The following is a 515-nucleotide window of genomic DNA, read 5'->3' as shown; positions in this document are numbered from 1 at the left end:
TTACTTTGAAAACGCTTAACTAGCGCCGTTAGTAAATTTGCTGCCGTTTCTGGCAACTCATCACGCAGCGCATTGAGTGCATTTTCATCGTTCAGCAATTCTTCAGGTAGCTTTTCAGGCGTAATGCCAGCTTCTTCTAATTGCTTGGTGTATAGCTGTAGTTTTTCCTTGGCGGTTGTAGCTTCACTTAACTGTTGCTCTAGCTCCTGCATACGGCTTGACGCTTCGCTCGCCTGATTGCGAGCCTTTTCTAGAACTGCATAAGGAATCGTATGTTTACCGTCCTTACTTGCTACCGCTGCATTGTCTGGATCAACTTCAATGTAGAGCTTGCCGTCAATCTCTCGAACCCCAATGCTATCTTTGGCCGCATTCGTTTTAGGCTCTTGGCCCTGTTCTGATTTAGCTAGGTTGGCGTCACCTTTTGGCTGAGTAGTGTCAATAACACTTGGTAGTGCCTCATCTTCCTCGCCTACGCCCATTTCGTTATCAGTCGAATGGTTGTCTTGGTCATT

At 46.4% G+C, this 515-nt stretch carries 1 protein-coding gene; it reads right to left on the bottom strand.

All coding sequences use genetic code 11. The annotated features are described in order from the left end of the window. Positions 1 to 515: hypothetical protein (locus tag R7040_RS30020; RefSeq protein ID WP_318098128.1), on the bottom strand; the 515-nt coding region annotated here is incomplete at both ends.

It is taken from the genome of Vibrio sp. 1069 (genome assembly GCF_033340555.1).
The sequence above is the reverse complement of the archived record's forward strand: the minus strand, read 5'-3'. Positions and strand labels throughout refer to the sequence as shown.